Origin of the sequence: Hymenobacter siberiensis, from assembly GCF_018967845.1 — a bacterium.
Lineage (GTDB): Bacteria > Bacteroidota > Bacteroidia > Cytophagales > Hymenobacteraceae > Hymenobacter > Hymenobacter siberiensis.
This window is the reverse complement of the sequence record NZ_JAHLZZ010000001.1, coordinates 1,799,823-1,824,492: the sequence shown is the minus strand read 5'-3', so window position 1 is coordinate 1,824,492 and position 24,670 is coordinate 1,799,823. Positions and strand designations below refer to the sequence as shown.

General features: G+C 60.7%; 27 protein-coding genes, 1 tRNA gene and 1 pseudogene. 8 read left to right on the top strand and 21 right to left on the bottom strand.

The features are described 5' to 3' along the window. Positions 1–94: 94 nt before the first annotated feature. The 5 genes from KQ661_RS22045 to accD form a co-directional block, all read right to left on the bottom strand. Positions 95–472, bottom strand: a complete 378-nt coding sequence (locus KQ661_RS22045; RefSeq protein ID WP_235726941.1) for an endonuclease III domain-containing protein — start codon at positions 470–472, stop codon at positions 95–97. A gap of 553 nt (positions 473–1,025) precedes the next feature. Beyond that, a complete protein-coding gene (locus tag KQ661_RS07895; RefSeq protein ID WP_216680125.1) occupies positions 1,026–1,742 on the bottom strand; it encodes an OmpA family protein in 717 nt (238 codons plus the stop codon). A gap of 218 nt (positions 1,743–1,960) precedes the next feature. After that, positions 1,961–2,239, bottom strand: a complete 279-nt coding sequence (locus tag KQ661_RS07890; RefSeq protein WP_216680124.1) for a YMGG-like glycine zipper-containing protein — start codon at positions 2,237–2,239, stop codon at positions 1,961–1,963. Between the two features lie 183 nt (positions 2,240–2,422). Next, positions 2,423–3,169, bottom strand: a complete 747-nt coding sequence (locus tag KQ661_RS07885) for an OmpA family protein (protein ID WP_216680123.1) — start codon at positions 3,167–3,169, stop codon at positions 2,423–2,425. Positions 3,170–3,281: 112 nt separating this feature from the next. Further along, a complete protein-coding gene (gene accD / locus KQ661_RS07880; RefSeq protein WP_216680122.1) occupies positions 3,282–4,190 on the bottom strand; it encodes an acetyl-CoA carboxylase, carboxyltransferase subunit beta in 909 nt (302 codons plus the stop codon). 375 nt (positions 4,191–4,565) lie between these two features. On the opposite strand from accD, the gene KQ661_RS07875 reads away from it, so the two are divergent. Then, positions 4,566–5,582: an OmpA family protein gene (locus KQ661_RS07875; RefSeq protein WP_226915762.1), complete on the top strand. Its 1,017-nt coding sequence runs from the start codon at positions 4,566–4,568 to the stop codon at positions 5,580–5,582. Between the two features lie 195 nt (positions 5,583–5,777). Here the strand turns inward: KQ661_RS07875 and KQ661_RS07870 are convergent, their stop codons facing one another. The 11 genes from KQ661_RS07870 to KQ661_RS07820 all read right to left on the bottom strand — a co-directional run bounded on the left by KQ661_RS07870 (position 5,778) and on the right by KQ661_RS07820 (position 16,366). After that, positions 5,778–6,236, bottom strand: a complete 459-nt coding sequence (locus KQ661_RS07870; protein WP_216686095.1) for a transposase — start codon at positions 6,234–6,236, stop codon at positions 5,778–5,780. Between the two features lie 144 nt (positions 6,237–6,380). Then, positions 6,381–6,890: a hypothetical protein gene (locus tag KQ661_RS07865; RefSeq protein ID WP_216686094.1), complete on the bottom strand. Its 510-nt coding sequence runs from the start codon at positions 6,888–6,890 to the stop codon at positions 6,381–6,383. 380 nt (positions 6,891–7,270) lie between these two features. Beyond that, a complete protein-coding gene (locus KQ661_RS07860) occupies positions 7,271–10,042 on the bottom strand; it encodes a TonB-dependent receptor (protein WP_216686093.1) in 2,772 nt (923 codons plus the stop codon). 684 nt (positions 10,043–10,726) lie between these two features. Further along, a complete protein-coding gene (locus tag KQ661_RS07855; RefSeq protein ID WP_262898330.1) occupies positions 10,727–11,509 on the bottom strand; it encodes an MBL fold metallo-hydrolase in 783 nt (260 codons plus the stop codon). Continuing rightward, the gene (locus KQ661_RS07850; RefSeq protein WP_216680118.1) at positions 11,510–11,734 is read right to left on the bottom strand and encodes a hypothetical protein; all 225 of its coding nucleotides are present in this window, start codon (positions 11,732–11,734) and stop codon (positions 11,510–11,512) included. A gap of 182 nt (positions 11,735–11,916) precedes the next feature. Next, positions 11,917–12,552 carry a hypothetical protein gene (locus KQ661_RS07845; RefSeq protein WP_216680117.1) on the bottom strand — a complete coding sequence of 212 codons (636 nt, stop codon included), beginning with the start codon at positions 12,550–12,552 and terminating at the stop codon, positions 11,917–11,919. Beyond that, complete coding sequence (locus tag KQ661_RS07840; RefSeq protein WP_216680116.1) at positions 12,552–13,382, bottom strand: metallophosphoesterase family protein; 831 nt, start codon at positions 13,380–13,382, stop codon at positions 12,552–12,554. Before KQ661_RS07840 ends, KQ661_RS07845 begins: the two co-directional genes overlap by 1 nt. 89 nt (positions 13,383–13,471) lie before the next feature. Continuing rightward, positions 13,472–13,687 carry a hypothetical protein gene (locus tag KQ661_RS07835; RefSeq protein WP_216680115.1) on the bottom strand — a complete coding sequence of 72 codons (216 nt, stop codon included), beginning with the start codon at positions 13,685–13,687 and terminating at the stop codon, positions 13,472–13,474. Positions 13,688–14,062: 375 nt separating this feature from the next. Beyond that, a complete protein-coding gene (locus KQ661_RS07830) occupies positions 14,063–14,602 on the bottom strand; it encodes a maleylpyruvate isomerase N-terminal domain-containing protein (protein ID WP_216686091.1) in 540 nt (179 codons plus the stop codon). 85 nt (positions 14,603–14,687) lie between these two features. Next, positions 14,688–15,227, bottom strand: coding sequence for a hypothetical protein (locus tag KQ661_RS07825; RefSeq protein ID WP_216680112.1), 540 nt, complete (start codon positions 15,225–15,227; stop codon positions 14,688–14,690). Further along, positions 15,227–16,366: a cystathionine gamma-synthase gene (locus tag KQ661_RS07820; protein ID WP_216680111.1), complete on the bottom strand. Its 1,140-nt coding sequence runs from the start codon at positions 16,364–16,366 to the stop codon at positions 15,227–15,229. Before KQ661_RS07820 ends, KQ661_RS07825 begins: the two co-directional genes overlap by 1 nt. 197 nt (positions 16,367–16,563) lie before the next feature. Here KQ661_RS07820 and KQ661_RS07815 point away from each other — a divergent pair, with 197 nt between their 5' ends. The 7 genes and pseudogenes from KQ661_RS07815 (at position 16,564) to KQ661_RS07790 (ending at position 21,561) form a co-directional block, all read left to right on the top strand. Continuing rightward, positions 16,564–17,463 carry a DUF2167 domain-containing protein gene (locus KQ661_RS07815; RefSeq protein ID WP_216686090.1) on the top strand — a complete coding sequence of 300 codons (900 nt, stop codon included), beginning with the start codon at positions 16,564–16,566 and terminating at the stop codon, positions 17,461–17,463. An 80-nt stretch (positions 17,464–17,543) separates the two neighbouring features. Further along, positions 17,544–18,260: a TVP38/TMEM64 family protein gene (locus KQ661_RS07810; protein ID WP_216680109.1), complete on the top strand. Its 717-nt coding sequence runs from the start codon at positions 17,544–17,546 to the stop codon at positions 18,258–18,260. A gap of 123 nt (positions 18,261–18,383) precedes the next feature. Then, positions 18,384–18,457, top strand: a tRNA-Arg gene (locus KQ661_RS07805). A 216-nt stretch (positions 18,458–18,673) separates the two neighbouring features. Beyond that, positions 18,674–19,051, top strand: a pseudogene (locus tag KQ661_RS23025) (Ig-like domain-containing protein); the annotation flags it as partial. Between the two features lie 90 nt (positions 19,052–19,141). Continuing rightward, the gene (locus KQ661_RS07800; RefSeq protein ID WP_317196081.1) at positions 19,142–20,383 is read left to right on the top strand and encodes a T9SS type A sorting domain-containing protein; all 1,242 of its coding nucleotides are present in this window, start codon (positions 19,142–19,144) and stop codon (positions 20,381–20,383) included. Between the two features lie 66 nt (positions 20,384–20,449). Then, positions 20,450–20,914: a helix-turn-helix domain-containing protein gene (locus tag KQ661_RS07795; protein WP_216686088.1), complete on the top strand. Its 465-nt coding sequence runs from the start codon at positions 20,450–20,452 to the stop codon at positions 20,912–20,914. Then, on the top strand, positions 20,911–21,561 hold the full coding sequence (locus tag KQ661_RS07790) for an IS630 family transposase (protein ID WP_216680106.1): 651 nt from the start codon (positions 20,911–20,913) through the stop codon (positions 21,559–21,561). The genes KQ661_RS07795 and KQ661_RS07790 overlap by 4 nt, the downstream gene beginning before the upstream one ends. Here the strand turns inward: KQ661_RS07790 and KQ661_RS22525 are convergent. The 5 genes from KQ661_RS22525 to KQ661_RS07765 form a co-directional block, all read right to left on the bottom strand. Then, positions 21,558–21,845: an IS3 family transposase gene (locus tag KQ661_RS22525; protein WP_216686087.1), complete on the bottom strand. Its 288-nt coding sequence runs from the start codon at positions 21,843–21,845 to the stop codon at positions 21,558–21,560. The genes KQ661_RS07790 and KQ661_RS22525 overlap by 4 nt on opposite strands. 104 nt (positions 21,846–21,949) lie before the next feature. Further along, on the bottom strand, positions 21,950–22,132 hold the full coding sequence (locus KQ661_RS07780) for a transposase (protein WP_216686086.1): 183 nt from the start codon (positions 22,130–22,132) through the stop codon (positions 21,950–21,952). Positions 22,133–22,256: 124 nt separating this feature from the next. After that, entirely contained in the window at positions 22,257–22,481 is a 225-nt protein-coding gene (locus KQ661_RS07775; RefSeq protein ID WP_216686085.1) for a DUF1153 domain-containing protein, read from the bottom strand. Positions 22,482–22,555: 74 nt separating this feature from the next. Further along, positions 22,556–23,353 (bottom strand): LytR/AlgR family response regulator transcription factor, encoded by a 798-nt coding sequence (locus KQ661_RS07770; protein ID WP_216680102.1) that lies wholly within the window; start codon positions 23,351–23,353, stop codon positions 22,556–22,558. Further along, positions 23,332–24,444: a sensor histidine kinase gene (locus tag KQ661_RS07765; protein WP_216686084.1), complete on the bottom strand. Its 1,113-nt coding sequence runs from the start codon at positions 24,442–24,444 to the stop codon at positions 23,332–23,334. The genes KQ661_RS07770 and KQ661_RS07765 overlap by 22 nt, the downstream gene beginning before the upstream one ends. Positions 24,445–24,670: the final 226 nt, after the last annotated feature.

Below are 24,670 nucleotides of genomic sequence, written 5' to 3'. Positions count from 1 at the left end.
GCTGTTAGCCATTAGCTTTTAGCTATCAGCTTTTTATGTTCCGGCCTCCTCCAAGCGCCACAACGAAGCTAACAGCTAAAAGCTAACAGCTAGGTCAATGCGGCAGCTTGCCCCAGGCGGCGGCATCCCACTGCGTTGGCGTGGCCGCCAGCGCCTCGGCCGTGGCTTCGCCAAAATGCTCTTCATAGTAATTGCAAAACCCTTTCAGTGGGCAGCGGGCGCAATTCGGCTTCAGGAAAAAGCAGATTTGCTGCCCGTGCCAGTAGTTGTGCTTGTGGAAGTTAAACAGTGTTTCGGCATCATTGGGGAGCAGGGCCAGCAGCACGCTGTGCGCCTTCTCGACCGATACCTTGGGGCCCAAAAACCCCACCCGCTGCGCTACCCGGTGCACGTGCGTATCGACGGGCAGCACCGACTTATGATAATTGAAGAGCAGTAGCAGCGAAGCCGTTTTCAGGCCGATACCGAGCATATCCGTGAGCCAGGCCAGGCCGCGTTCCGTGGGCCAGTCGGCCAGAAAGTCCAGGTCGAACGCCCCGCCCGTTTCGGCCCGGATGCGACGCAGAATTTCCTGAATGCGCGGGGCCTGGGTATCGGGCCAGCGCGTGGTGCGGATGGCGTGGGCCAGGTCGGCCGTGGGGCAGCCTCCACCCCGGTCCAGTCGCCAAAAGCTTCCAGCATGCGGTCGTAGGCTAGCTCTTCATCGGCGTGAGTGGTGCGGTGCGATAGCACGGTGGAAATGAGCTCACGCATAGGTGTGCGGCGCGGCTCGGGCAGCAGATGGCCGTAGAAATGGTCGAGTATCTGGTGGTCGGCCAAGGCTTTCTCGGCCGGCGAAGAAGTCAGAACCGCGGATTTATCGGATGGCACGGATTGGTCGGATTTCGTGGACGATTTTCATCAAACGCAAAAAAGCCGCCCGGGTAGGCGGCTTTTTTCAATCTCACTACGGTTCGGCTTACGTTTTTGGTCAGCTACAAAATCCGACCAATCCGTGTCATCCGATAAATCCGCGGTTCTGACAATTACAGCTGGCCTTTTTTGGCGGCCTTCTGCATCTTGTCGTTGGCGAAGATGGCTACTTCTACGCGGCGGTTGGCCGATTTGCCGGCGGCGGTAGCGTTGTCGCCCACGGGCTGGGTAGCGCCGTAGCCGGTGGCCGTGATGCGGCCCGAGTCTACGCCCTGGCCCTGAATCTCGTTCGACACGGCCTGGGCCCGACGCTCCGACAGGGGCTGGTTGATGGCATCTGAGCCCGAGCTATCGGTGTGGCCTTCCACCACCACGCTGGTATCAGCATACTTCTTGAGGGTGGTGGCCAGCTGGTCGATGTTGCCGGCAGCTTCCGGGGTCAGGTTCGACGAGTTGGTGCCGAACAGGATGCCCGATGCAAAGGTAATTTTGATGCCTTCGCCCACGCGCTCTACAGTTGCGCCTTCCAGGTCGCGGCGCAGCTCGGCGGCCGCCTTATCCATTTTGCGGCCGATGAGGGCACCCGCCGTACCACCTACTACAGCCCCAATGATGGCCCCTTTGGCCGTGCCCGACTTACCGCCAATCAGGCGGCCGGCCACGCCACCAACTACGGCACCACCCAGGCCACCAATGAGGCCGCCTTTGAGGGTTTTGCTCATGCCCTTCGGCTTGGCAGTCGAAACGGTAGAGGTCTGGGCTTGCGCAAAATTGTTTACCAGCAGCAGCAGGGCGAACAGAAACGCAATGGATGAACGAAGAAATTTCATGTTAAAAAAAGGTTTGGATAAAAAATACCAGCAAAAATCGCGGTGTGCGAACAGGCCGGCAAGTACGCCATTTGCAACCACCTTGCCAAACTCCTCGGGGCCAGCGCGCCTTTTGGCCCTCCCAACTCATTAGCCGGCTCGTTCAACCACAAAAAAGGCCCTGCCGGGTGGCAGGGCCTTTTATAAGCGCGATAGCCTATCGGCGTAGCGCGGCCGAATTACTTCTTTTTGTGGTAAGCGTTGTAGCGGGCCGGGTCTTTTTTCTTGTCTTTGTTGCGGCCAATCAGGCCGCCGCCAATCACGCCGGCTACCCCGCCAATAATGGCCCCTTTACCGCCGCCAATCACGGCACCCGTCACGGCACCCGCACCGCCGCCAATGGCCGCGCCTTTGGCCTTATTACTCCAACCTTTTTTGGGCGTCTGGGCCTGCGCACTGGTGCCGGCCAGCACGAACAGCATTAAAAACAAAGCGAATACTACACGCAGGGATTTCATAATTCAGGAGGTTAAAGTTGATGGGAGGGATTACGGGATTTCAACGCATACCAGGCGGGCAGAGTTGCTGAAGAAAATGCGTCTGTTTGCGCGCCCAAGGCTTCCGCATTCACAAAAAAAAGGCCGCCCCGGTGGAGTGACCTTTTTTTGCATACCGGGCAGCAGTGGCCCGACAAATACTGCTTACAAACGGCCTTGCTCGGCCGCTTTCTTCATCTTTTCGTTGGCGTAGATAGCGATTTCTACGCGACGGTTGGCCTGCTTGCCTTCGGCCGTGGTGTTGTCGCCCACGGGCTGGGTCGAGCCGTAGCCCTGAGTGGTGATGCGGCTCGACGAAACACCTTTGGCGATGGTGGAGTTGGCCACGGCCTGGGCCCGGCGCTCCGACAGGGGCTGGTTGATGGCATCCGAACCCGAGTTATCGGTGTGGCCTTCCACCAGCACGTTGGTATCGGGGTATTTCTGGAGAATGGCAGCCATCTTGGTGATGTCCGATTCCGAAGCCGAACGCAGCGTAGCCGAGTTGGTATCGAAGAGGATACCCGAGTCGAAGGTAATTTTAATGCCTTCGCCCACGCGCTCAACCTTGGCGTTCTGCATGTCTTTTTGCAGGTCTTCGGCCTGCTTATCCATTTTGCGACCAATGATGGCACCCGTGGTACCACCCGCAGCAGCACCTACGATGGCCCCGATAGCCGTGCCCTTGCCACCGCCCAGCAAGCCACCAACTACGCCACCAAGAATAGCACCACCACCAGCGCCCAGCAGGCCACCTTTAACGGTTTTGCTCATGCCAGTTTTGCGGGCACCGGTACCGTTGTTGGTCGAAAGATCGGGCTGCGTGGAGCTGGCTTGCTGCGAAGTGGCGCAGGAGCTAAACAGCAGCACGAAAGCCATCAATACAGAAAGAAGGGATTTGGAGGTGTTCATGTGAAAATGAGGGGGTTGGTGAAGTTGTGTTCAGCCCTTATACGGAAAAACCCGTTCCGGGGCTGGAAGCGGATTTTTCAAGAAGTGTGCCGAAAACGAAAAGTGCCTTTTTTTATTGTTGGTGGGCCTTGGTAGCGGCGCGGCGCGGCGCGGGGGCACTGGCGGCGGCGGCCGGCGCGGGCTGCAGCATGCCCAGCAGGTTGGCCAGGCGCTGCTTCAGCTCGCGGCGGTCCACGATGAAGTCGAGGAAGCCGTGCTCCAGCACGAACTCGGCGCTCTGGAAACCCTTGGGCAGGTCCTTGCCGATGGTTTCCTTGATGACGCGCGGGCCGGCAAAGCCGATGAGCGCGCCGGGCTCGGCAATGTTAAAATCGCCCAGCATGGCAAACGAGGCCGTGACGCCGCCCGTGGTGGGGTCCGTCAGCAAGCTTACGTAGGGCACGCCGGCTTCGGAGAGCAGGGCCAACTTGGCCGACGTTTTGGCCATTTGCATGAGCGAGTAGCCGGCCTCCATCATGCGGGCCCCGCCGGAGCGCGAAATCATCAGAAACGGCGTGCGGGTCTGGCGGGCGTAGTCGATGGCGCGGGCAATTTTCTCGCCCACCACCGAGCCCATCGAGCCGCCGATGAACTTGAAATCCATGGCCGCCACCACCAGCGGCTGGCCGGCGCTCAGGCCGTGGGCGGTACGCACGGCATCTTTCAGGCCGGTATTGCGCTCGGTGGCCTCCACACGCTGCGGGTAGGCTTTGGTATCCACGAAGTGCAGCGGGTCGCCGGAGGTGAGGTTGGCATCGAGCTCCGTGAATCCGCCCTGGTCGAAGAGGAATTCGAAGTAGTCGATGGCATCAATGCGGCCATGGTGGCTGCAATTGCCGCACACATGCAGCAGGCGCTTGTGCTCGGCCATAGTGGCCACGGTTTTGCACTCGGGGCACTTGTACCAGAGGCCGTCGGGAGTCTCTTTTTTCTGGTCGGTGGGGGTCACAATGCCCTTTTCTACGCGCTTGAACCAGGCCATATTTCGTTTAACTAACAGCTGCCAGCACGGGGCTGTCAGCTTGAATTTTTAGATGGAAAAGCCGCCGGCTTCGGGCGTGCAGCGGCAAATTACAGGGCATCAAAGATAAGCCATAACTATTGCCATCTTTCGCAAAATCCTTGGTGGCAGCGGGCTGGCGTGGTTTGGCGCGGGCAAGACCGCTGCTTTGGCGCGGCACCCAGCCCCAAACGGAGGCGGGAATGGGCTTCGTTCGCGGTGTTTCCAGCATCGATTCCAAAACCTGTCCGGAGTGGTATTTTGCTAGGCTGAGCGCGGGTTAAGCGCTACCTTGCCGGGCCAACGCGGCCGGGCAGTCCGACCGCCGATGGCCCGGCGCTGCGCCTTTTTATCCCCGTGAAAACCTTCTCCCCTGCCCTGCTGGGCCTTTACCTGCTGGCCGCCCCGGTGCTGAACAGCTGCGTAACGGCCAAGAAATACGACGACCTTAGCGCCCGCCAGCGGGCCGATGCCGATGGCAAAGCGGCCGCCGAGCGGCAGTACCGCGGCGCTACCGCGGAGCTGCAAAAGGCCAGCGACGAGCTGGCTCAGCTGCACCTCACCCAAAAGCGCCTCGTAACGGACTCGGCCGAAACCGGCAATGCCTATCGCAAAACCCGCAGCCTCTACAACGAGCTGAACAACAGCTACGACAAGCTGCTGAAAAACAGCGACCGCGAGCTGGCCAACAAGTCCTCCGACTACAACAAAGTGGCCAAAGACCTGGCCCGCCGCGAAGCCGAGCTGGGCTCCCTGGAAACCACGCTGCAGAAAAGCAAAGCCGATAACGACCGCCTCGCCGTCGACCTCAAAACCCGCGAGGTTCGCCTAACCGAGCTCACCAAAGCCCTGGCCGAAAAGGACAAAGCCGTGGACGACCTGAAGGCCCGCGTGAGCAAGGCCCTGCTCAGCTTCAACAGCAGCGACCTGCAGGTGAAGCTGAAGGACGGCAAGGTGTACGTGTCGCTGTCGGAGCAGCTGCTGTTCAAATCGGGCTCGACGAAAGTGGACCCCAAGGGCCAGGAGGCGCTAAAAAATCTGGCCACCGTGCTCCAGGAGCAGAAAGACGTGAACGTGGTGGTGGAAGGCCACACCGATAACGTGCCCATCCGGTCGGGCACGGCCGGCATGACCGACAACTGGGACCTGAGCGCCCTGCGCGCCACCGAAATTGCGCGCCTGCTCACCACCGCCGGCGTGGCCCCGGAACGCGTCACGGCCTCGGGCCGCAGCCAGTACGTGCCCGTGGCGGCCAATGACTCGCCCCAGAACAAGGCCATGAACCGCCGCACCGAGATTATCCTCACGCCCAAGCTAAACGAGCTGTTTAAGATTCTGGACAGCAATTCGGCTACGGCGGCCACGGGCAAGTAGCCCACGCCGCTAGCAACGACCCAAAAGGCCCGCTCGGCCTTTTGGGTCGTTGCTCCGGTCTAACCGGTTGTCGCTAGGCCGGAATCGTGCTCACTTCAACCGGTCAGACCGCCTAGGGCGGTCTGACCGGAGCAACGACTTGGGTAAGGCCTGCGCTGAAGTCGAGCGGGCCTTTTGGATTAGAAATTTCGTACTCTACCCTATAATTTTCACAGGTATTTGATAATGAGATACTTGTCTGATAATCCAGTCCAGCAACCGTTCAACTAGCTGATTGACTGTTGTTTGTGCGCCCGTCATCGGACGGGTGAGTTGGCGCACGATGTTCAAGCCGTGGCGGCTCAGGCTCGTGGCCCGGTACCCGTGTTTTTTGCGGGCGATGGGCTGGCGTCGGTCTGCGGCGTGCCCCACGGCCAGACAAAAGGCGTAGGCCAGACTGACCAAGACCAGTAGTTTACGCAGCTTGTGGCGGCAGGCCAAGTGACTGTTTTCCAGGTTAAAACCCCGGCCTTTCAGATTCTGAAAGCACTGCTCTATCGTCCAGCGCTTGGCGTAGCGCTGGCTTATCTGCTGCAAACCCGAGGTGCCGAAGAGGAAGAGAAACTCGCCGCCGGCTAGGGCCTTGACCCACACCTGCCCCCACACCCCATCCACCTGGCGCTGGGCAAAGCGCCGGTGCTCCCCCTCGGCCAGCCCCAGGTCGGCAATGGCGTGGCAGTGGCCGTGCGCGTCAGTCAGCAGGTGGTGTTTAGGCAGGCGTATGACGAAGTTCAGGCCGTTGTCCTTGAGTCACTTGAGCTATACATGGCCCACCAACTCACGGTCGCCCACGACCAAGCCGATACGCGCGCGGCCGAGCAAGGCCAGGCAGACCTCGAGCAGGGCGATGCGCTGGGTGGCGTTGGAGCTGCCGCTGCGGTTATCGAGCAGTTCCCCGTACAACGGTACGTGAAACGCGCCCTGGCCCACGGTGACGAGCAGAATATTGACCTGACACCGGCCGAAATCCCATTCGGTGCGGTCGATGCACAGCCGCAGCTTACCTGTGGCTGGTAACAGGCGGATAAAGAGCTGCGCCAGGGCGAGATAGTCCAGGGTCACGAGGCGGAAAAAGTTTTGAATCCGGGTCTCATTCGAGGCCGGTTTGGCCGCGTCGTTCAGGTGCTGGGCCACTTCGCAAAACGGCACGTTGCGGCTCTTTATCAGCCCAATAACGAACTGGGCGATGAACTTTTGCCGCGAGAGGTGGCCCACCAGGGGCACGTGCTGTAAAACGGTCGTAATTTTGGCGATGAGGCGTTGCTTCACGGGGTGGGAAGAGCTTTGAGGTGTTGGAACTGCAAAGGTCGGCCCACCCCGTTTTTATGCCCGGTAACGTGGGCCAGCAGCTACCCCTTGCTTAATTACCTATTAAGCAATGCCTTGTGAAAATCATAGGGTAGAGTAGAAATTATGGCATTAGCATAATCAGCTGAATTATACTCGTCCCAAAGTAGGGGGCGGGGGCAGGCCCTACCGGGTACGACCCCGCACCCTACTGCGTTTTTCACAATCCACTTCATGACGAGTATAAATAGCCATTCAACAGAAATTCCCGACAAGCCTCACCATTTTAGCATCCTGGGACCAGGCAGCAAAAAGCCAGCCCCGGACGCGGAGCTGGCTTTTTGGCAAAAAATAAGGCCGGATTACAGCGTGAAATTCACGCGGCCGAAATAGTACGCGCCGCTGAAGCCGAACTGGTTGGAGCCGTAGGGGAAACGGCCCCGGTTGGTGCCGTCCAGGGTGGTGTAGGTCAGGCTCTGCTCGTTGTTGTTGGGGTCCTGGTAGAGGCGGTCGGGGTACACGTTGAACAGATTGTTCACGCCTATGCTCAAGCCGATGTTCTTGATAACCTGGGCGCTGATAGTGAGGTCGGTCACCCATTTGGCCGAAAAAGTCTGGTCGATGTAGGAGCGGGTGGGGTCGGCGTCTTTGGTCTGCACCTCGCCGAAGCGCACAGTGCGCAGGTTCAGGCCGAAGATTTTGTAGCCATAGTCGGCGCTGAGGTTGATTTTGCTGCGGGGCTGGCCGTTTTCGAGGCGAGCGCGCTGGGCGCGGTCAAACAGCGTGTTTTGCAGGCTGGGGTTGTTGTCGATGGTGGCAGAGCTGTTGAAGCTGCGCACCGTGGTTTCGTTGAAGTTGGCGGCGGCCGTCAGGGTCAGGCGGCTGTCGGGGCCGAGGGTCAGGCGCTCATTGGCCACAATGTCGATGCCTTGGGTGCGGGTGTTCACGGCATTGGCGAAGAACTGCACGCCCTGCACCGGGTTCTGGCCGGGGCGCGGGTTGGCGGTGAGGATGGCAGCCACGGCCGGGTTGCCGCGGCTGAACTGTGAGCTGAGCACAATGCGGTCGCGGATGTCAATCTGGTAGGCGTCCACCGTCAGGGTGATGGTTTTGAAGAGGCGGGCCGTGAGGCCCAGGCTGTAGTTGGTCGACTTTTCCTGCTTCAGCGAGCCAATGCCGAAGGCTTTGGTAATGGCGTCGTCATTGCTGGTAGTCAGCACTTCACGTAGTTCGCCGCTGGTAAACTGGGTGCTGGAGTTGGTGAAGTAGCGCTGCTGGAGCGAGGGGGCTCGGAAGCCGTTGCTGAGCGCGCCGCGCAGCGCCAAGCCATCAAGAATGCTATAGCGGGCGGCCACTTTGCCGCTCACATTGGAGCCAAAATCGGAGTAGCGCTCGGCGCGGCCGGCCACGTCCACCAGCAGCTTGTCGGTGAGGTCGCTTTCTAAATCGACGTAGCCCGACACGTTGTTGCGGCTCTGGTTCAGGGCATCGGTCGGCCGGTAGCCCGCAAAACCCTGCGAGCCGGCGGCGGCGGGGCTGCCGTTCACCTTGCGGTCGCCAAGGATATAGGAGCCTACATCACCGGCATTAATCTGGAAATTATCAACCCGAAACTCGCCACCAAACGCCACGTTCAGCGTGGCCAGCGGGCCCACTTCGCTGAACTTGCGGGTGAAGCCCAGGTTGGTGGTATTCTGCTGAAAAGCCAGCTCGCCGGCGTAGAAGCTGGTGGGGCTGGTACCTACCGGCAGCGAGGCGTTGAGGGTGTTGCTGATGTTGTATTTCAGCGCGTTGCGGCCGTAGGTATTGCTGAGGTCGGCGGCGAAGCCGAATACCTTGCCGCGCAGGCCCACGATGGCCGAGCCGTCGTTCACGGTGCTGTTGATGAAGGGCAGGAAGCCATTGGGGTAGATGCTGGCATCGGTTTGGGTAACGGCCGTGGGCAGGCGGTAGAGCGCGCCCGACGAGCCCGTGCGGCGCGTGAGGCCACCCGAGAAATACGCTTCAAGGCCGATGCTGGGGACCAGTGTGTAGGCCGCGTTCACAAAGCTGCCGTAGGTGCGGGTATCGGCGCCGCCCACCCGGATGTCGCGGCGATTAAAGCCATTCTGGGCCACCAGGGCATTATCGCGGGCTTTCAGGTCGAGCTTTTGCTGGTCGGTGAGGCCGGCGGGGTAGTTGCCGCCGCTGGTGCCCAGGTAGATGAGCGGAGCCGTATCGAGCCCGCTGCGGTCCACGTAGCTGCGGTTCGAGAACTGGCCGCTCACGTCCACGAAGCCCCGGTGGCCGAGGCCGAAGCCCAGGTTGGCATCGGCCTGAAACAGCTGGCCGTCGCTCTTGGTGGTCTGGCCGGCAGTGCTGCTCACGCTGATGCCGGTGGTGTCGTCCTTCAGCTGAATGTTGATGACGCCGGCAATGGCGTCGGAGCCATACTGGGCCGCCGCGCCATCGCGCAGCACCTCAATCCGCTTGATGGCGGCCGGCGGAATCACGTTCATGTCGGTACCCACCGAGCCGCGCCCGGGCGTGCCGTTGATGTTGACGAGGGCCGAGGTGTGGCGGCGCTTGCCGTTCACGAGCACCAGCACCTGGTCGGGGCCCAGGCCGCGCAGGGTGGCGGGGTCCACGAAATCGGTGCCGTCGGTCACGGTCTGGCGCGTGCTCTGGAACGAGGGCGCGATGTAGGTGAGAATCTGGGTGATGTCGGTCTGGGCGTAAGCCTTGATTTCGCGGGCCGAAATCACGTCCACCGGCGAGGTGGTGAGGATGTTGGAGCGACCCTCGGTGGCGCGCGAGCCGGTGACCACCACTTCGTTCAGCTCGGTCTGGTTGGCGGCGAGGCGAATTTCGAGGGTGGTGCGGCCGTTCAACGGCACGGTTTGCGTGAGCGAGCCCACGGCAGAAAACACCAGCGTGGCGGTGCCGGGCACGTTGTTTAGGCTAAAACGGCCGTCGCCGTCGGTGCTGGTGCCGTTGGAAGTGCCTTGCTGGAGCACGGTCACGCCGGGCTGGGTCTGGCCGGTGGCGTCGAGCACGCGGCCGGTTACGGTGAGGTTCTGGGCCCAGGTGGCGGCGGTGGTCAGCCACAGGAGCAGCGCCACCAGCCCGATGCGGGTAGTTGTGGGGTGTATCATCAGTAAAAAAGAGAGGGAAATAAAACAGGTTTCCGGCAGCCCAGAGAATGGGGTTCAGGCCGGATTAACCCAGAAAAAAGAAAAGCCACGGTGTCGACTGGCGAGAGCCGCCCACGAAGCAGCTCTGCCCGGCAAGGCACCCATAAATTTCACAAATAGCATATACCAGAAACACCCAAACGGGTTACGCGACTGGCCCGCCAGCAACGCGGCAGTTGCTACGTTGGAATCAGACACCCGCACTTTTCTGGACTGGCATTCAGCCGGGCAAGGCACTCAGGCACTCCCAGCCAACACCCTATCCTAACAACAACAGCAACAGCATCCTACCACGGCCACGCGCATGGGCGCGGGCAAGCTGGCAAGGTTCGGGGAAAAGCTGGGAGAGGCCAGCCGATTGCCCGATAAGGGGGCGGCTGCGAGGAATTGTATCACGAGATAAGCATAAAGTCAGATTGCCGGGCCACGGCAGCGGCCGGAATCGAGTGGGTATAAGCGACGGGCGCGGCAAATGTTTTTCGCACCCGTCTGGTAATTCAAAAATCCTGTCATTCTGAGCTTGCGAAGAACCTTGTCACGGTCGAATAGCCAGGTTCAAATACGTTCCAGCCGTGATAAGGTCCTTCGCAAGCTCAGGATGACAGACGCTAAAAAAACCCGTCATAAACAACTGCTAAGGCTGCACTACCGCTCCCACCACTGCGAATTCAGTGGACCGGCGGCTACGTCCACGCGCTGGCCGGGGGCGGGCAGCAGCAGCGGTACTTCGGGCCCGGCGGCTTCGAGCAGGCGTTGCACGAGCTGCCGCCAGGCATGAAAGGCCAGGTTGAACGTGCCCCAGTGCAGCGGCAGCAGCGGGCCGCCGCCCAGCAGCCGGTGGGCCGCGAAGGCGTGGTCGGGGCCCAGGTGGATATCGGCCCACTCGGGGTCGGCAGCGCCGATTTCCAGCATCGTCAAATCGAACGGCCCGTAGGCCTCCCCTATCTGCCGGAAGCCTTCTTCGAAGGGGCCGGAATCGCCGCCAAGAAACACTTTGTGCGTTGGCCCGAGCAGGCACCAGGAGGTCCATAGCGTATTATTGCTGGTGAGGCCCCGACCCGAGAAATGCCGGGCCGGCGTAGCCACCAGCGTAAAATCGTCGCCCAACCGGGCCGATTCCCACCAGCTCAGCTCGGTGATGCTGACGGCGGGTACGCCCCAACGGCGCAGGTGCGCGCCCACACCCAGTGGGCAGAAAAACGGCACGCCCGTGCGGCCCAGCACCCGAATGGCGGCGGGGTCGAGGTGGTCGTAATGGTCGTGCGAGAGGACGACGGCGTCCAGATTCGGCAGCTTATCCAAAGCCAGCGGCGGGACAAAAAACCGCTTCGGCCCCACCAGCTGCGACGGCGACACCCGCTCGCTCCACACAGGGTCGGCGAGGATGCGGCGGTCATCGATTTCGAACAGCATGCTGCTGTGGCCCAGCTAGGTGGCGCGCAGGGCCGTGGCCGACACGGGGGCCGCCAGGGCAGCAACATCGGCCCGGAAAGGACCAAGGGGCTTTTGGGGCTCCCGCTCAGCCTTTTCACACAACCAGCGCTTGAGGAGCACGCCGTAGCCGGAGGGCGGGCCAACACGCGTGGGCACGGCGTTCTGGTAGATTTTGCCGGTGCGAACGGCTTGCAGGCGGGCGGAGGCTACTGGTTTCATCGCGAGCACAGACGAAGCAGCGGCCGCAATGTTTGATGAAGAACCGGAAAGCTGTGCTAAAGGTGGGAGCCCCGAACGTGCTTTCCCAGAGTCGTTGCGCCGGTCAGACCGTCCTAGGCGGTCAGACCGGCGCAACGACTCTGGGAAAGCACGGCCTGAAGATTCTGCCTTTACGGGCGAGGCTAAAAATCGGCTTTTATGCCCAGCGCCAGGGTCAGCAGCTGGCCGAAGCCCAGGCCGCCGTTGCGGTTATTGAGGTAGCTAGCAAGGTACAAATCGTTACTACCCAGCTCATAATACAGGGATATTTTGCGCGGCTGGCCGGTGGCCGCCACGGGCGGGGCCAGAAACGTGACGCGGCTGCCCAGCAGCGGCCCGTAGCGGGTATCGGTCGAAAACCAGTAGTAGTCGCTGGCGTACTGGCCCTTCAGCTCGTCGTTGATGGTGCCGTGGGTGTAGCTAAAATACGCGCCCACGGTGAGGGGCACCACCTGGAATTTATCGCCCACCGGCAAGTGGAAGGGCGAATACATGAACTTCAGCGAAGCCAGGCTCAGCGTGGAGCCGGCGTAATACTTTGGCACGTAGCCGATAAGAATATCAGTTTCGAGATGGGTTTTTGAGAATTCGTAGCCGGCCCCGGCGGCTACCATGCCCAGGCCGCCACCGGTTTGCAAGGCCAGGTGGGCGGGGCGGTACCAGGGCCGCTCGACGCGACGGGCAGCGGGGGGAATACGGACGGCGGCGGTATCGGGCGGGGTGGCGAAGGCCGGAACACCAGCAACCAGCAAAAGGGCGGAGAACAGGAGCTCTTTCATTAGAACTTGACGCGTTTGATGCGAAACTGCTTGTCGCCCCACACGGTGACCACCAGGTAGCGCCGTTCCGAAAAAGCGTCGGAATTAACGTAGGTTACGCCGTCGTTATAAGGCTGCGTGATGCTGTAGGAATGGTTGTGGCCGTTCATCTCGAACACCAGGTTCGGGGCTTCGTGCAGGGCCTGCACGTAGGGCGTGCGCAGGGCGGGGTCGAAGTCGTCGTTGGTAGGCGGTACGTGCGAAATCACCACCTGCCGCCGGGCGCCGTCGAAATTGGCCAGCTGGGGTTTCAGCCAGGCCATGTCGGGGGCGGTACCGTCGAAATTATATTCGCGGCCGTTGGTGTCCACCATGATGAACTTGGTGTTGCCGTACACAAACGAATAGTTGAAGGCCCCGAAAATGTGCTGGTAGGTGGGCCGGCCATTGCCCACCAAATCATGGTTGCCGATAACCGTGACGTAGGGCACCGTGAGGCGGCGCAGCTTTTCATCCATCCACTGCATTTCGCGGGCTAGGCCGAAATCGGAAATATCGCCGGCAAGCACCAGGAAGGAGATGCCGGGCTGCTGGTTCACGCTGGCCACCAGGGCCTCGGCCTCGTCGTAAAACTGCTGCGAGTCGCCGGTGAAGATGAAGCGCAGCGAATCGCCGGGCGCGAGGGGCCGGGCTTGCAGCTTGGCCAGGTTCTTTTCGGTGAGGTTGGTGAATTCTTCGGGGACGCGGTGGTCGTTGGGGCTGAACTCAATGAGGTTACAGCCGGCTAATCCCAGCAGTGCGATGCCGGGCAGCACGTGCCTCCAGCGGCGCAGATTAGTAAGGAGAAGCATAATGATAAAACCGGCCCAGGACCGACCAATAAAAACAGAATCCTCTTTAAACCGATTCTTCCGGGTAAGGGTTGGAAATTAATTCACTTTTAACCTTTGCCTGCCCGATTCCTGCACTGCGGCGGCGGCGCGGGCGAACAGGCCGCACCCTCCACGCCCGCGCCGATGGTGGACGAGTAGCCCAGCGCCAGAAACGACTCGCCAGACACTTTTGCTTTTGCGCCGGTAGCGGCGGCCGGGAGCTGCACGGCGCAGCCGCTGCAGCAAAAAATCAGAAACAACAGCAGCGGGTGCAGCGACATCATGAGTAGTTTGGCAGTAGGCGGCACACGTACGCCGCGCCGCCGGCTGCAGATTGCCCCCGCCCGGTGCCAGCCCGCTTTCCCCTACCCCATCACGGCCACCATGCGCAGGGTTAGGCAGGGCCAGGGCCGCATCGCCGGCTACCTGAGCCCGCTCCCGGGCCTCTGGTGCGCTCAGGCCTTTGGTGAACAGCTGCCACGCATCGGCCGGGGCCAGCGCGACGATGGCGGCCGGGGTGGCGCCCCCGGGCGGCTGCAGCTGCCAGCCGTGCGGGCCAGCTCCCTCCCAGTGCCCACCCGCATTGCCCGTGACGACCACTCGGACCAGCGTGCCCACCGGCGCAGCTACTGCCCGGTACGCGTGCGGCAAACCCCGCATCATTGTCTCAATAAATGGCTGAAAAAAATGCCGGTTGCATCAGCGGCGCGGTCTGGCCCACAGCGGTGCTGATTGAGCTGCTGGCGGTGCCATTTCTCGGTGTAGTCGCAGGCCATGTGGAACCAGTTCAGCGACGCGCTTTCGCCGGCCCAGGCTACCGCAAAAGCGGCCGGGGCCCACGGGTCAAGCGTGTTCAGATAGGCCGTGTATTCGCGACCCGACTGCGCCAGCAGCTCAATCAGCGCCGCCGGACTGAGGCGGCGGGCGGCTCGCACCCAGTCGGCGTTCAGCCGGTTGAGGTAGGCCACAATGCCGGCGTAGCTGGTATCAGCCGGGGCTTCGCCAAAATGGCCGTCGCGCAACATGGAGAACGTGCGCAGGTTGCCATCGAGCAAGTGCGCGGCTACGTCCTGCACCGTCCACTCGCGGGCCAGAGTAGGGCGCTGCCAGTCGGCGGGCGTCAGACTTGGCAGCAGCTCCAGCAGCAGGCGGTCCAGCTCCGGGAAGAGCGGCAGGGTGATGATTGGGGGCTGCTGCATGGGCATTCCACTAGCTATTATTAGTCTGACTTGACGGGCCGCAACAGCCGCTTCTCAACCTTGGGCCGGGTGCCCACCATTGCCCCTACCAGGTTGCTTGCAGCGCCTTTTCGAGCCGGGTAGCCACCCCGAAAGGCACCTTGCCGCGCGCATAACGCAGTTGGGCCCGCGGAATGGCCTGCGCGGTGTGTTCCACCATCCGAAAGTAAGTCGTCGCGGGCATCGCTTCTACTGCCCGGAACTCGGCGGGATAGGCTACGCCACTGCCGTAAGCGGCAATTACGTAGGTGCCAGTCAGCTTCCAGTCGGTGCCCGAAGCCAGCCGAACAGCCCGGATTTTAATATCTCCCTGGCGGTAGGCCGATTCCAGCTCGACCTTGGTCGTGACGAGGCCACGCACCGGGTCCAGGGTATCGAGTTCGAAACCTTCGCGCTGAATGTGGTGCACCAGCGCATCCAGCACTGAATCGGGTCGGGCGGTGGTATGCGCCAGCACAATATTGGCACGGCTGAAGGGTTGGTCGCTGGTCGTGGGGTCGGGCTGCAAGCGCAAGTGGGCCGGGCGCGTTCCGCCCAGCCCACTGCCAATCATCGCACAGCCCACCAGTAAGGCAAAGCCGCGCATTACCCGATGGCCTGGGCCAAATCGGCAATCAAATCCTCGGCATCCTCGATGCCCACGCTCAGGCGGATGAGCGAGTCGCTGAGGCCCGACTTGCGGCGCTGCTCGGCCGGAATACTAGCGTGCGTCATGGTGGCGGGGTGGCCGCTCAGGCTTTCCACGCCGCCCAGGCTTTCGGCCAAGGTGAAGTACTGGAATTTCTCGAGCACGGCGATGGCATCCTCCTGCTTATCACCCTTCAGGATGAAAGAAAGCATGCCACCGAAATCGCGCATTTGCTTGGCAGCAATGGCGTGGTTGGGATGGTTTTCGAAGCCGGGCCAGTACACTTTCTCCACTTTGGGGTGCTGGCGCAGGTACTCGGCCACGGCGCGGCCGTTTTCGCAGTGCCGCTGCATGCGGATGTGCAGGGTTTTGAGGCCGCGCAGCACCAAGAAGCAGTCCTGGGGGCCGGGCGTGCCACCGCAGGCATTCTGATAGAAGCTCAGGCGCTCGTGCAGCTCGTCGTCGTTCACCACCAGCGCACCCATCACGGTATCGGAGTGGCCGGCCATGTATTTGGTCAGCGAGTACATCACGATATCGGCCCCGAGGTCCATCGGGGTTTGCAGGTAGGGCGTGCTGAAGGTGTTATCCACGGCCAGCAGCGCACCGCACTCCTTGGCCACGGCCGAGGCAGCGGCGATGTCGATGATGTTGAGCAGCGGGTTCGTGGGCGTTTCCACCCAAATCAGCTTGGTTTTTTCGCTCACCACGGCCTTCACGGCTTCCATATCATGCATGGGCACGAAGTGGAATTTGATGCCATAAGGCTCGTACACTTTGGTGAAGAGACGGTAGCTGCCACCGTACAGGTCATTGGTCGAAATGACTTCGTCGCCGGGTTTCAGCAGCTTCATCACGCAGTCGATGGCGGCCATGCCGGAGGCGAAGGCGATGCCGTGCTTGCCGTTATCGAGGGCGGCCACGGCGGCCTGCAGCTGCGAGCGAGTGGGGTTGTGGGTACGCGAGTACTCGAAGCCCATGTTTTTGCCGGGCGAGGACTGCACGTAGGTCGAAGTCTGGTAGATGGGCGTCATGATGGCGCCGGTGGCGGGGTCCGGGTGCACGCCGGCGTGAATGGCTTTGGTGGCGAATTTCATGGGTGGGCTGTAGAAGTTGAGCGGCCGGATGGGCCGCCGGCAAAGGTCGGCGATTAATCGGAAACGGCCCCGGTTGCCGGCTCGACGGCCGTGCCTATCTTACCTGCTGATTTTTTCAATTCCTTTCATTCCCCCCTTTTCCCCTGCTCCTACATGAAGCATTTTCTACTCGCGCTGGCTACCTAGGGCTACCACTGGTGGCCCAGGCTACGCCCAAACCACTGCTCACGCCCGCCGACTCGACCGCCCGCCGCACCTTCTACATCGATTCGCTGAACCACGCCCTGCACTACCAGCAGGGCCACGTCACGCTGCCCGGCGGCATCAGCGAGATTGAGGTGCCCAGCGGTTTTCGCTACCTCGACTCGGCCCAGAGCCGCACGGTACTCACCCGCTACTGGCACAACCCCGACGGCGGCTCGCTGGGCATGCTGTTTCCCAGCAAGCTGAATCCACTGGATGAAAACAGCTGGGCCTACGTCATCGAATATGACCCCTCGGGCCATGTGAAGGACGACGATGCCGACGACATCAACTACGACGACTTGCTGAAGGAAATGCGCGACGATATGGTGGATGCCAACAAGGAGCGCACCGCCGCCGGCTACGAGCCCGTGGCGCTGGTGGGCTGGGCCTCTTCGCCCTACTACGACAAAACCACGCACACCCTGCACTGGGCCAAAAGCCTAAACTTCGGCAACAGCCCCGATAACACACTGAACTACAACGTGCGCGTGCTCGGCCGCAAGGGTGTGCTCATTCTGAATGCCGTGGGCTCCGAGCAACAGCTGGCCGACATCAAGGCCAGCATTCCGGGCCTACTCAGCGCCGTGAGCTTCGCCAAGGGCCAGCAGTACACCGACTTCAAAGCCGGCCTCGACGAGGTGGCCGCCTACGGCATCGGCGGACTGATTGCGGGCAAAGTGCTGGCCAAAGTGGGCCTGTTTGCCGTGATACTGAAGTTCTGGAAGCTGGGCCTGCTGGCGCTCAGCGGTGCCTGGGCGGGCACCAAGTGCTTTTTCACCGGCAAAAAGCTGACCCCCGCCGGCGGCCCCACCCCCGACGACGAGCCCACCGAAGAAACCCCCGAGGCGTAAATATTTCGTCGCTCCCCCGCTTTCCACCGTACTTGCAGGCCGAAGCCCCGCTGCCAACTGGCGGGGTTTCGGCCTTCCTTATGTTCCGACTGCTGCGCGAGCTTTTCCAGAAAAACTTCTCCACGTTCTTCACCATGTTCCTGCTGGTGGCCGTGCCCCTGCTGGGTTCGGCCTCGCTGCTAACGCTGCTCTACGAAAAGCAGGATTTGCTGGAGCACCTCAGCGCCGGCCAGGTCGTGCTGTATTTCGTGGTTATTGCCTTCACCATGGCCTTTGCCCTCACGCCTACCACGTTCGTGGCCATCATCACGGGCTACTATTTCGGGTGGGCGGGGCTGCCGGGCATGGTACTGGCCTACGCGCTGGCGGCCGCCATCGGCTACGAGCTGGCCAAGCGGCTCGACCACGGCAAGCTGCGCCACTTCCTGCATCTGTTTCCCAAGGCCGAGGCCGTGCTGGGCGAGCTGCAAAACCAGAGCTGGCAGCTCATCCTGCTCACGCGCCTCTCGCCCGTGCTGCCGTTTGCCCTCATGACGTTTGTGCTGGCCATTGTGGGCGTGCCGCGCAAGCGCTTCCTGGCCGCTTCGGTGCTGGGCATGCTGCCGCGCAGCCTGTTCTTCTACTGGCTGGGCACGGAAGCCTCCGACGTGCTGGCCCTGCTGAAGGACCCCGACGAAGGCACCCTCAGCAAACTGGTGCTGGTGGGGCTGGTGGCGGCCTCGCTATTCGGCCTCTATTTTGTCTTCAACCAAGCCCTGAATCGGGTATTGCGCCAAGGCGGCACCGGAAATCAGTAAAAATCTCCAGCTGATTATTAGTCACTTGCTGCCATCTGCACATTTTTATTGAGGAAAAATGGGCGCGTGGTTTGCACAGGCGCTTTTTATCCTCTTACCTTTGTGCTCCCAACACGGGAAAAGGGTTGTGTAGCTCAATTGGATAGAGCATCTGACTACGAATCAGAAGGTTTAAGGTTCGACTCCTTACACGACCACTATTAGACCCTGCAACCAGCTAATTATTAGCAAGTTGCAGGGTCTTTTTCTTTCTGCGGGACGGCTCACGGGACAAAACTTTGTTGATGCTCAACGAAGAGCAATTTTCAGGGCCTGGCTTACGCAGCCTCGAAAAGTTGTTTTGATGAAGTTGCTACATTTGATGAGATTGTCGGCTGGAGCAGGCAATTTTTCCAATAACAACATCTTCTAGCGTGAACCATCTCTACCCCCGCGCCATTCGGGCGCTCTGTTCTGCCTTGCTACTCGCCCCATCTGGGGTAGCCTTTGCCCAGGCTCCTACCATTTCGACCATCGTACCGATGGCCAACGCTAAGGCAGCATCACGCACCGCCCCACTCACCGTTACTTTTACCCAGCCACTGACAGCGGCCTCGGCTGGAGCGTTGAAAGTATTCAGCAACCAGCGTGGCGGGCTGCGTTCGCGTGGCGCTACACCAGCTGTAGTAAATGGGAGTAACCTCAGCTTCGCACCGACGCCTTATGATTTCCGGCCAGGCGAAACGGTGCAATTTACCGTGTCTACTCTTGCGACGAGCAACGGAGGCTCCTTGGCGAGGGCGCTAGTTGGGCAGTTTACTACAGCGGTGGGTGGTACGGGCACGGGCTCTTTTGTGGCAGGCTTTCGGGGGACAGATGCCTCACTTAATTCTATCCGCAACGTGAAGGTTGGCGACATGGATGGCGATGGTGACCTAGACATCGTCACCGCCAATTTTGAAGGCAGAACCGTAGACGTACGACTCAATAACGGAACCGGCACATTTGGAAGCCCCCTGCGCACATCTGTTGGGTTTAACCCTAGCAGTGTGGCCGTGGGTGACATAAATGGCGACGGTAGCTTGGACGCCGTAGCTGGTAACCTCTTTTTCAATCAGTCGAGCGTATTGCTGAACGTTGGGGCTGGTACGTTTACTAACGCACAAACCATCCAAGCAGGCGGTTCTGACGTTCAACGGCTCGTACTTGGCGATGTGGACGGCGATGGTGATTTGGACCTGCTCACGGTCAGCGCGAATAGTTTGGCGAGCGTGCAGCTCAACAATGGCACTGGTACGTTCGGGGCCCCTACCAGTGTACTGGTGGGCAACCAGCCAGCGGACATTGTTATGGGCGATGTGGACGGCGATGGCGACTTGGACCTGCTTGTAGCCAACGCAAGCAGGAACGGACCGGGCACGATAAGCATCAGGCTGAACAACGGCTCGGGCACATTCAGCGGAACTCAGGATTTATCCGTGGGAAGTGGCCCCGGCCAAGTGGCGATAAGTGACGTGGACGGTGATGGCGACTTAGACATTCTGGCAGCTAATTCTTATTCCTCAAACGTAAGTGTGCGTCTTAATGACGGCACAGGCACGTTCAGCGGCAACCAGGATGTGAGTGGAATTAACGCATTTAGTTTAGCAGTGGGCGACGTAGACGCCGATGGCGACGCCGACCTTCTTTCCGGCTTCGGCAGCAACTTGAGCATCCGTTTAAACAACGGCAGCGGCCTCTTTGGAGGCTCCCAAAACATGACCCTTGCCGGAGGCATTGGCAATAGCAACCTACTCCTTGCTGACTTAGACGGCGACAGCGACCTAGATTTTTTGACCGTCAATGCTGCCTCTAACGCCACAATTAACGTGTATTTGAATGGCGGCACGGGCCCGCTATCCAGCTCTCCGAACAGCTCAGCCACTGAGCTGGACCTATTCCCCAACCCTACCCATGGTACTGCTAGAATAACCGGGGGTGCCCCGAACACCACAATCACCGTGCTTGACGGGTTGGGCCGAGAAGTGCTTATCACCAAGTCCAACGCCCAAGGCGCGGCCCACCTAGTCTTACCAGCCGGGTTACCGGCAGGGGTGTACTTGGTGCGCACTGGCGGGCAGGTGCGCCGCCTATTCGTGGAGTAAAGGCGGACTAGTGGTTCAAAAACTTTAATTGGTCGTATCGGATTAAGGATGACTAAGTCCTTCGTTATGACCCTTTATCGCCTTTACCTGACCGCCGACGAACGCCAGACCCTAGAGGGGTGGCAGAAGAAGTATAAAGCCCATTCGGCTAAACTTCGGGACATTCAAATTTTGTTGAACAGCGACGAGCAGACCGGGCGCCGCCCGGCCCTGGAACTGGCTGCCGTGCTGGGTATCTGCACCCGCACGGTGGAACGGGTACGCCGTCAGTTCTGCGAGGAAGGCCTGAAGATGTTCGAGCCGAAAGTACGTAAAACGCGCTCTGACAAAAAGATAGACGGTCGGGTAGAAACCCATCTGACGGTCTTGCTCTGCCAAAGCCCCCCCGACGACCACCCGCGCTGGCAGTTGGGGATGCTGGCCAACCGGCTGGTGGAGTTGCAGGTGGTCGAGCATATTTCGACCACAATGGTGGCGCGGCTGCTAAAAAAAACGAACTTAAGCCTTTTCAGGGCCCCACGCAGTGGGTGATTCCGGCCGAAGAGAACGCGGCCTTTGTGTGCCAGATGGAGCAGGTGCTAGACGTGTACGAGCAGCCCTACGACGCGGATTTTCCCGTTGTGTGCCTGGACGAATCGCCTAAACAACTACTCGATTACCAAGAATTTACTGCTTCCAACGGGCAGCCACACCGCGATTCGGAATACGTGCGCCGGGGCGTGGTGGAGTTGTTCGTCGCCACCGAACCGTTGCGCGGTTGGCGCGAGTTGACCGTGGAGAACGACCACAAAGCCGCCACGTGGGTGCAGTTTGTGGCCCGGCTAATGGACACGACCTACCGGGAAGCGAAAAAAGTGCGCTGGGTGATGGACAACCTGAGTACGCACCGAATCAGCAACTTCTACGCCCACTTCCCACCGGAAGTCGCCCGGGCCTATGTGCAGCGGATGGAAATCATTTACCCCCCCGTCCACGGGTCGTGGCTGAATATGGCCGAAATTGAATTCTCCGTCCTCACGCGCCAAGTGCTTGACCGCTCCTTTTCGAGCAAAGAAGCCGTGCAGGCGGTCGTCAAACGGTGGAAAAACAAGCAAAATGCCAACCTAAAACCGCGCAACTGGCAATTCAAAACCGCTGATGCCCGCATTAAATTAAACCGATTATACCCAACTATTTAATGTTTTTTGACCACTAGTTGTAAATTCAGTAGCTGATAGATACGCCATACACGCTTGTGATTGACCACGACCCGCAGCTTGCGCAGGCGGTAGTAGTATTTCCAAAAGCCCCAGCCGCCGTGCCGCTGCACCAGTGCCCGCAGCCGGGCAACGAGTTCGGCATCGGCGGGCTGGAGTCCCCCACGGCCCCCGCCCGGTGGCGGGGCGTAGCTGTTGCGGGCCAGGCCCACGAGTGCACACGCCTGGCGCTGGCTCAGCCCCCGCCCACTGGCGTAATGGGCCACGGCGCGCCGGGCCGTGGGGGTGACTACTTTTTTCGCAATACCTCCTTGATAACCTGGTGTTCCAGACTCAACTCGGCGTAGAGCTGTTTGAGGCGGCGGTTTTCCTATTCCAAGTGCTTGAGGCGCTGCAACTCGCTCACGCCCATGCCCCCAAACTTGCTTTTCCACGCGTAAAAGGTGGGCTCACTGATGCCGTGTTCCCGGCAAATCTGGACCACTGTCTGGTCTTGGTCCTGTTGGCGTAAAATTCCCGGAATCTGGGCTTCACTAAAGCGACTTTTTTTCATGAACAGTTAAAAATAGAAGAAGTGAAAAGTTACTACCTCTCTCTATTTTTGATTGGCTCACTTTCGGGGGAAGCTTACAATTCATACAAAGAGGCTTAAAAGTTAATTCCAGCCCGGCCGGCAATCAGCGGCGGCCCGACTCGAAATCGAGCCAGTCGGCGCGCTGTTCTTCCAGCTCGGCGGGGCTGATGCCGTAGGCGGCGCAGGCCTCCACGGCATCCATCAGGCCTTGCTCCACGGCGTTGAGCACGGCCCAGATTCTGAGCTTGCGCTCGGCGGCAGCACTCGCATAGTCAGCGGGTTGGGGGCGGTCATCGGTATCGAAGTAATCAGGCTGATTCTCAGTCATAATGCAGCCAAGGTAGTGACGCTACTATTAACGCAGCGTGAACATTGGTTGGATTGGCGCACGGGCCCGGAAGTTTATTTCCAGCGACTAAAAAACTGGTCGAAGCCCTCGCGGTAACCGTCGCTCACGGGCAGGGTTTCGCCGGCAATCTGCACCGTGCCGCGCCCCACCGACTGGATGTGGCCCAGCCCCACGATGTAGCTGCGGTGGATGCGCAGAAACTTGCCGGCGGGCAGCTTTTCCTCCATGCCGCGCAGGCTGGTGAGCGAGAGCAGCGGCCGCGTCTGGCTGGCCAGGTGCACCTTCACGTAGTCCTTCAGGCCCTCCACGTACACGATGTCGGCCAGGGGCACGCGCACCAGCTGGTACTCCACTTTGAGGTAGATGTAGTCGTCCTCTGGTGGATTGGCGGGTTGGGGGATTGGTGGGGTGGTGGCGGGCGCGGGGATTTCGCTGGCCTGCTTCATTTCGAAATAGGTTCTGGCCTTGAGGGCAGCGCGCAGAAACTCCTGGTAGTCGAAGGGCTTGAGCAGGTAATCGAGCGCATCGACGCGGAAGCCCTCCAGGGCGTACTGGTTGAAGGCGGTGGTGAAGATGATGCGCGGGCCGTGCTGCAGCACCTTGGCCAGCTCCAGCCCGCTGAGGTCGGGCATCTTAATGTCAAGAAACAGCAGCTGGGCATCGGGGCGCTCGTGCAGCGAGCGCAGGGCGGCCACGGCGCTTTCGTGCCGGCCCACAAGGCGCAGAAACGGGGTTTGCTCGATGAAGGAGCACACCAGGCCCAGGGCCAGGGGCTCGTCGTCGACGGCTACGCAGTTGATGACGAACGGGGCGGCGGCAACGGCGGGGATTATAGATTCAGGTGCAGGCATACTTCGTATTCGTTGGCGGCGTTGTGGGGGTTTACGCGCACGGTGTGGGCGTGGGGATAGAGCAAATCGAGGCGGCGCTGGGTGTTGGCCAGGCCAATACCGCCGGGCTCATCGTCGTCGTCGGCGGGCCGGTCGGGGAACACGGTGTTGCGCACGCACAGCTCCACGGTATGGGCCGTGGGCTGGCGCAGCTCGATGCTGATGCGGCTGGGCGCGGTGGCGCTCACGCCGTGCTTAAACGCATTCTCAACAAACGGCTGGAACAGCATGGGCGCGATGAACGGGTCGGGGCTGAGCGGGTCGGGCATCTCGAAGCTGACCTGCACTTTGTTGGTCAGGCGCAGGTGCATTAGCTCAACATAATCGCGCAGGAAGCTGATTTCCTGGCTCAGGCAGGTGTGGCCGGCCGGCGACTCGTACAGCACGTAGCGCATCATGCGCGAGAGACGGTGCAGGGCGGCGCGGGCCTGGTCGGCGTCGAGCAGCGTGAGGGCGTAGATGTTATTGAGGGTGTTGAAGAAGAAGTGCGGGTTGATTTGGGCTTTCAGCAGGCTCAGCTCGGTGGCTACCTGGCGGCGCTCCAGCTCCAGGCTGCTTTCGGCGTCGCGCTGGCCCTTTTGCATGGCCGCGAGGCTGGTGGCAATGCCCAGCACCAGCAGCGCCAGCAGCAGCACCCCGGAATTGACGAACGGGCTACCTTCCTCCAGGCCCGGCACCGGGTACGGGCGCGGCGCCGACCACGGATTGGGCGGGTTGAGGACGGCCTCGCGGGCAGCCGAAATCAGCTCGGGCACCCCCAGGCGTTGCTCTGCCTGCTGATGAATGGCCAGCACCGCCAGCACCAGCGCGGCATTCAGCACCACGTAGGCCCAGCCTTTGCCGCCATACAGCAGGCGCGGCGCGGCCCACGCCACGTTCAGGTAAAACACGCCCACCAGCAGGCCAAACACCACGGCCTGCGTCAGCCAGAACTCGATGGGCTTGGGGCCGGGGTAGTCGGGCTGCTGGGCCACCAGCAACACCGCCACCAGCCCCCAGACCAGAGCGTGCAGTAGCAGCGTGGAAGCCGAACGGAGCAGGGGTATGGGCATAGTTAGGAGTTGGGAGTTAGGAGTTAAAAGTGAAGCGTTGCGTAGCGAGAACGAACGGCGGCCAGTCCTCAACCCCCATTTTTAGCTCTTATACTCCCAACTTTTAACTCTCTCCAAAGCTACAACTCGCCCTTGGGTGCCCGGGCCTTGTATCGGCCAGCAGGGGGTGGATATCGCCCAGTCGGCACTATAGGCCGCTGGTGCGGCGTGGCCCCAATTGACCGCG

Bases quoted from the DNA above. Each gene is read 5' to 3' on its own strand.
- KQ661_RS07850 (WP_216680118.1), bottom strand. From the start codon at position 11,734: ATGAAACCAGTAGCCTCCGCCCGCCTGCAAGCCGTTCGCACCGGCAAA.
- KQ661_RS07780 (WP_216686086.1), bottom strand. From the start codon at position 22,132: ATGAAAAAAAGTCGCTTTAGTGAAGCCCAGATTCCGGGAATTTTACGC.
- KQ661_RS22045 (WP_235726941.1), bottom strand. From the start codon at position 472: ATGCTCGGTATCGGCCTGAAAACGGCTTCGCTGCTACTGCTCTTCAAT.
- KQ661_RS07795 (WP_216686088.1), top strand. From the start codon at position 20,450: ATGACCCTTTATCGCCTTTACCTGACCGCCGACGAACGCCAGACCCTA.
- KQ661_RS07820 (WP_216680111.1), bottom strand. From the start codon at position 16,366: ATGAAATTCGCCACCAAAGCCATTCACGCCGGCGTGCACCCGGACCCC.
- KQ661_RS07860 (WP_216686093.1), bottom strand. From the start codon at position 10,042: ATGATACACCCCACAACTACCCGCATCGGGCTGGTGGCGCTGCTCCTG.
- KQ661_RS07835 (WP_216680115.1), bottom strand. From the start codon at position 13,687: ATGATGTCGCTGCACCCGCTGCTGTTGTTTCTGATTTTTTGCTGCAGC.
- KQ661_RS07890 (WP_216680124.1), bottom strand. From the start codon at position 2,239: ATGAAATCCCTGCGTGTAGTATTCGCTTTGTTTTTAATGCTGTTCGTG.
- KQ661_RS07845 (WP_216680117.1), bottom strand. From the start codon at position 12,552: ATGAAAGAGCTCCTGTTCTCCGCCCTTTTGCTGGTTGCTGGTGTTCCG.
- KQ661_RS07775 (WP_216686085.1), bottom strand. From the start codon at position 22,481: ATGACTGAGAATCAGCCTGATTACTTCGATACCGATGACCGCCCCCAA.
- KQ661_RS07810 (WP_216680109.1), top strand. From the start codon at position 17,544: ATGTTCCGACTGCTGCGCGAGCTTTTCCAGAAAAACTTCTCCACGTTC.
- KQ661_RS07885 (WP_216680123.1), bottom strand. From the start codon at position 3,169: ATGAACACCTCCAAATCCCTTCTTTCTGTATTGATGGCTTTCGTGCTG.
- KQ661_RS07895 (WP_216680125.1), bottom strand. From the start codon at position 1,742: ATGAAATTTCTTCGTTCATCCATTGCGTTTCTGTTCGCCCTGCTGCTG.
- KQ661_RS07840 (WP_216680116.1), bottom strand. From the start codon at position 13,382: ATGCTTCTCCTTACTAATCTGCGCCGCTGGAGGCACGTGCTGCCCGGC.
- KQ661_RS07770 (WP_216680102.1), bottom strand. From the start codon at position 23,353: ATGCCTGCACCTGAATCTATAATCCCCGCCGTTGCCGCCGCCCCGTTC.
- KQ661_RS07830 (WP_216686091.1), bottom strand. From the start codon at position 14,602: ATGCAGCAGCCCCCAATCATCACCCTGCCGCTCTTCCCGGAGCTGGAC.
- accD (WP_216680122.1), bottom strand. From the start codon at position 4,190: ATGGCCTGGTTCAAGCGCGTAGAAAAGGGCATTGTGACCCCCACCGAC.
- KQ661_RS07825 (WP_216680112.1), bottom strand. From the start codon at position 15,227: ATGCGCGGCTTTGCCTTACTGGTGGGCTGTGCGATGATTGGCAGTGGG.
- KQ661_RS07765 (WP_216686084.1), bottom strand. From the start codon at position 24,444: ATGCCCATACCCCTGCTCCGTTCGGCTTCCACGCTGCTACTGCACGCT.